We start from the raw sequence: 5181 nt of genomic DNA, 5'->3' as shown, positions 1-5181 counted from the left end.
GGCTGGGAGGGCGTGTGGCGGCTCGCGGTGGCGGCCATGATCGTGCTGGCGCTGTGTCAGATGGCCGCCCTCTGCCGGAGCACGCCGGGCCAGGTGATGCGGCCCGGCGGGTTCGGGGAGTTCGCCGGGACTCCCGGCGGCGGGCGGCTGCTGCTGGCCGGCGGCCTGCTGCTGATCGGCGGCGCCCGGCTGACGTTCCTGCTGCTGTTCGCGGTCGGAGTACTCGGGCTGCTCGCCATTTTCATGGGCACGCCGCGCGAAGCGCGGCCGCGCGTTCTCGGGTACCGGGGCGACGGGCCGGCAGCGGTCTGGATCGGCCGGTTCGTGGACGGGCGGCTGCCGCCGCTGCCGGCGGTGATCGTCGGGCTGCTCGTGACCGGCATGCTCGCCGCGCTCGGCCTGCAGAGCCTGCCGGGCATTCTCGTGCTCACCCCGGTCGAGGCGATGCTGCTCGCGTCGCTCGCGACGTGGCACGCGCACTACGGCCCGCGGGACTGGATGGTGCCGCCGCTGCTGCAGGCCGGCGAGTACTGGTTCCTCGCGGCGCTCGGGTTCGCCAAGCATGTGCCGCCCACGGCCACGTTCGCCCTGCTCGCTGCCATCGCGCTGTACCATCTCGACCTGGCGTACCGGGCGCGCAATGAGCTGGTGCCCAGCCAGGATGGCCCGTTCGTCAGGGAGGAAGGCCAGCTGTCCTACTCCGACCGGGCCGGCTTCGGCTGGGACGGGCGCATGATCGTGTGCGGCCTCGCCGCGGTGGCGGGGATCGCGTCGGTGATCTACCCGCTGCTCGCGCTGTACCTGGTGGGCCTGATGGGCAGGGACTGGCTGGCCGGCTGGTCAGCTGGACATGCCGCCGTCGACGGCTAGCGTCGCGCCGGTCATGAACGAGCTGTCGTCGCTGGCCAGGTACAGCATGGCCCGCGCGATCTCCGTCGGGGCCGCGTGCCTGGCCAGGGGGATCATCTGATTGAAGATCGTGGTCGCCTTGTCCCTGTCGTCGCCTGTGGCCGCGACCTCGATGCGGTGCTGGAACTCGTTGTCCACCGGACCCGGGTGAATCGTGTTGACCCGGATGCCGCGGGGCGCGAGCTCGGCGGCGAGGGTGCGCATCAGCCCGACCTGGGCGTGCTTCGCGGTGGAGTAGCCGGCGATGTGCGGGGCGCCCATGAGGCCGACCACGCTCGAGGTGATGATCACGCTTGCCCCGGTGGCCAGGTGCGGGACGGCGTGCTTGCACAGCAGGAACGCGCCGCGCACGTGCACCGCGAGCGTCTGGTCGAACGCGTCCTCGGGGTATTCGGCGATGGGCGCGATCGCGCCGCTGATCCCGGCGTTGGCGATCACGACGTCGAGCCGCCCGAACCGGTCGAGCGCCGCGTCCACCGCGGCCTTTACCTGCCCGGAGTCGGTGGCGTCGGTCACCGCCCAGGCGGCATTGCCGCCAAGCTCCGCCGCGCCTGACTTCAGCTCAGGTTCGGCGATCCCGGCCAGGAAGACGCTGGCGCCTTCCGCGACGAACGCGCGCGCGGTCGCCATTCCGATGCTGCCCTCGCCGCCGGTGATGATGGCTGCCTTGCCGTCGAGTCTCCCCATGGCACAATGCTGGCAGAGGACCGCGGTCGGCGGCGCTTGAACAGGTAGGATCAGCTCATTATGGGGGTTCGCCTCGGTCCTGGATGGCAGTCACCGGCCGCCATACCGCGCCGCTGGCTCGCCGGGCTGTTCGCCGTTTCCGCGATCTTCGCTTCGCTTGTCGCCATCTTCAGCTCTGACCAGGTGCATCAGCTATGGGGCGCGATGGCGGCCTGCGGGTACGGGCTCGCCGTGGCGGCCGTGCTCGGCTGGCGCAAGCGCGGCGTCGACCTGGCCCTTGGCCTGTCGTTCTGCGGCGCCCTGGTGCTGCCGCTCGGCTGGATGGCGGCCAAGGCGCTCGAGCAGCCCGAGGTCGCGGTCGTGGCGCGGTCCGCGTGGACGCTGATCCACCAGGGCAGTCCTTACGCGGGCGCCGCGTCGCTTGCGACCACTCATAACCCGAACGCCTACAACCCGTACCTGCCGGTCATGACACTGTTCGGACTGCCGAGGGCGGTCATCGGCGGCGGCGCGCTCACCGACCCGCGGGTCTGGTTCGGCCTGGTCTTCATCCTCGTGTTCTGGCTGGCGCTGCGCGACGGCGGCGCGCGGCACCCGGGCCGGTGGGCGATCCTGATCGCGGCGAGCCCGGTCATCGCCTTCGAGCTGGCCGTCGGCGGGACCGACGTCCCGATGGTCGCCTTCCTCTGCCTCGGTTTCGCCCTGCTCTGGGGCGCCCAGGGCCAGGCGTGCCGTCCCGTGCTCGCGGGGCTCGCACTCGGCGTCGCCGCCGCGATGAAGGCGACCGCGTGGCCCGCGGTGGCGGTGGCGGTCGCGCTGCTGGCGGTCCGTGACGGTAAGCGGGCGGTCCGCGCGTTCATCCTCACGGTACTGGCCGTGATGCTCGTCTGCATCGGCCCGTTCCTCGCGCACCCCAGGTCGCTGGTGGACAACACGATCAAGTTCCCGCTCGGGCTGGCCAGCGTCACCTCGCAGGCGTCGAGCCCGCTGCCAGGCCATGTCATCGCGGACACCGGTGCCTTCGGGCACGCGGTTGTCGTCGCGGCGCTGGCGCTGGCTGGCCTCGCATTCGCCGCATCGCTGATCGTCAGGCCGCCGCGGTCCGTGCCGCGGGCAGTCGCGCTGCTCGCCGCGGCGATGACCGTCATGTTCGTGCTCGCTCCCTCGACACGGTTCGGCTACTTCATCTACCCGGCGACGCTGACGATCTGGCTGGCGGTCGTCGTGGCCGGCCGTCAACAGCAGGAGATACCGGTCACGCCAGGTCCTGATGCTCGGCCCGCCAGATCGAATACCAGCCTGCCCACCAGTCCCGCGGCTCGGCCAGCGGGATGATGTAGCGCACCGTCTGCGCGTAGTACTCGCGCTGCCTGGCCTGGCCCAGGTTGCGCAGCGTCTGCACGTTGCTCGCCCGGTCCGCAAGCTTCACGAGGACCGCGTCGTCCGGGGCGTGCCTGAGGCTCTCCAGGTAGGACTCTTTGGCTGCCTTGCGGTCGGCGCCGTCCGCCGGCTCCGGTTTCGTCACCCAGCGCACTATGTCCGCCACCCGGTCGCCGAACGCCAGCCGCACGTCGTCCACCGTGCACGGAGTGTCCTCCACCACATCGTGCAGGACGGCGGCGCACAGCACGCCCGGGTCGGTGACACCGGCGCCGCGCACCAGGACTTCGAGCGTCTCGAGGAGGTGCTCCAGGTACGGCGCACCCGTCGGGCGCCGCTGATCGCCGTGATAGCGGATCGCGAACTCCACGGCCTTCGCCACCGCGTCGCAGGTGCCCGCGGGCAGCAGGCGGCGCAACTCGGGTTCCGTCCGCGGCCAGGTGTGCCAGGTCGTGAAGAGCTCCACCTCGTCAGTGTGCGCTGGCGCCGCTAGCCCGCGAGGCGGAACGTCCGCTTCTGTGGCTGGCGGTCTACAGTTGGTGAGATGCGTCTTCGACTGCGTGGTCCCCGGGTGCCTGGTGCTGGGGTGACGAGTGAAGAGCCAGCCGGGACCGTTCAGGAAAATTCTGAAGAGAGTGGTGACGAGGCCGTCACCGGCGCACAGACGGCCACCAGGGTGCTGTCCGCGCCCGCTATTTTCGCGGCGCCGTTGGTGTCGGCTGCCGCCACCGTGCGGCGCCGGTCGCAGCGCGTGTGGTGGCTGCCGGGATGGGTGTTCGCGGCGGTCACCCAGTTCCCCGCGCTGCTCGCGGTCGCGTGGCTGGTGCCGGGGATCGGGACGCTGCTCGCCGGGCGGCTGCTCCCCCTGCCGATGCTGATCATCTTCGTGCCGCTGGCGCTGGCGCTGTGCTATTTCGCGATGCGCCAGGCACCGGTGCGGTGGAGAGAACCGGCAGTTGCGCAGGGATCCCCTGGGGCGGCGGACGGGGCGGTGCGGCGTCGGTCTGACGTGCCCGCGGTCGCGGTGATCGCCACGGTCGCCATCGCGACAGGCTTCGCGGTGTGGCAGGCCGTCTACCATTCCGGGCAGGTCATCGTGGTCAGCGATCCCGGCGTCTACCTGCAGTACGGGTACTGGATCGCGGTGCACGGGTCGGCGCGGATACCGGCGTCGGCGGCGGCGTTCGGGGCGGTTCCCGGGCTCAACTTCGGGTCGACGGGGTTCTTCACGGCCAACGGGACGATCACGCCCGCGTTCATGCCGGGGCTGCCGCTGGTGCTCGCGGGCGGCATGTGGCTCGCGGGGCTGCCGGGGGCGCTGCTGATGGCCCCGGTGATCGGAGGCTGCGCGGTACTGTCCTTCGCGGGCCTGGTGGGACGGCTTGTCGGGGCACGCTGGGCGCCCGCGGGCGCGCTCGTGCTCGCGGTGCTGCTGCCCGAGCAGTACGTGTCGCGGGCGCCGTTCGCCGAGCCGCTGGTCCAGGTGCTGCTGTTCGGCGGGCTGTGCCTGCTGGCCGACTCGTTCGCCGGCGGTCCAGGCTTCGGCGGGCGTGGGCGCGGCATGGCGCCCGCGATGCTCCTGGCCGGGCTTGGTGGCGTTGCGCTTGGGCTGACCGTCCTGGTCAGTATCGGCTCGCTGAGCATCCTGCTGCCCGCGTTCCCGGCGCTGGCGCTGATGTTCGTGCTGCGGCGGCCGCAGGCGGGACCGTTCGGCATTGGCCTGTTCGCCGGCGTGGCGTGCAGTCTGTACGCGGGTCTGGTGCTGGCCAGGCCGTACCTCTCGTCCATCTCGGCGGAACTGCATCTCTTCGGGCTGTCCGCGGGCGTGTTCGGGCTGGTGACCGCGCTGGTGGCGCCGCTGGCGTTTCCCGGCGTGCGACGGTGGGTGCGGCGCGTGTTCGTGGCGCGGCCGTGGGGCCGGCTGCCGTCACTCGGCTCTGTCGTGAAGTGGGCGGCCGTCGTGCTGCCGGTGCTGGTCGTGGCCGGGTTCGCTATCCGGCCCTACGTCCAGGTCACGCGCGGACAGACCGATCCTGCCGTGATCAGCTACGTCGCCGATCTGCAGCGGCTCGCGCACCTGCCGGTGGACGGGCGGCGGCAGTACTACGAGTCGAGCCTGGACTGGGTGTTCTGGTACCTGGGAATTCCCGCGGTGCTGCTCGCCGTCGCGGGCGCCGCGGCGCTCGGGTGGCGGTGGGCGAGCGC

The 5181-nt window shown here is 71.7% G+C and carries 5 protein-coding genes; 3 read left to right on the top strand and 2 right to left on the bottom strand.

All coding sequences use genetic code 11. The features are described from left to right. Nucleotides 1-870: DUF5941 domain-containing protein (locus WA805_RS30825; protein WP_425244087.1), on the top strand; the 870-nt coding region annotated here is incomplete at its 5' end. Here WA805_RS30825 and WA805_RS30820 read toward each other — a convergent pair. Further along, nucleotides 841-1596 carry an SDR family NAD(P)-dependent oxidoreductase gene (locus tag WA805_RS30820; RefSeq protein WP_422273964.1) on the bottom strand — a complete coding sequence of 252 codons (756 nt, stop codon included), beginning with the start codon at nt 1594-1596 and terminating at the stop codon, nt 841-843. The genes WA805_RS30825 and WA805_RS30820 overlap by 30 nt on opposite strands. Before the next feature lie 60 nt (nt 1597-1656). Between WA805_RS30820 and WA805_RS30815 the strand changes: the two genes are divergently transcribed. Beyond that, a complete protein-coding gene (locus WA805_RS30815; RefSeq protein ID WP_422286080.1) occupies nt 1657-2931 on the top strand; it encodes a glycosyltransferase 87 family protein in 1275 nt (424 codons plus the stop codon). Here WA805_RS30815 and WA805_RS30810 read toward each other — a convergent pair. Continuing rightward, on the bottom strand, nt 2852-3442 hold the full coding sequence (locus WA805_RS30810; RefSeq protein WP_425244086.1) for an HD domain-containing protein: 591 nt from the start codon (nt 3440-3442) through the stop codon (nt 2852-2854). The genes WA805_RS30815 and WA805_RS30810 overlap by 80 nt on opposite strands. 120 nt (nt 3443-3562) lie before the next feature. On the opposite strand from WA805_RS30810, the gene WA805_RS30805 reads away from it, so the two are divergent. Then, nucleotides 3563-5181: hypothetical protein (locus tag WA805_RS30805; protein WP_425244084.1), on the top strand; the 1619-nt coding region annotated here is incomplete at its 3' end.

It is taken from the genome of Trebonia sp. (assembly GCF_049794275.1).
Classification (GTDB): domain Bacteria; phylum Actinomycetota; class Actinomycetes; order Streptosporangiales; family Streptosporangiaceae; genus Trebonia.
Note: the sequence above shows the minus strand (reverse complement) of the source record. Positions and strands in the feature narration are given on the sequence as shown.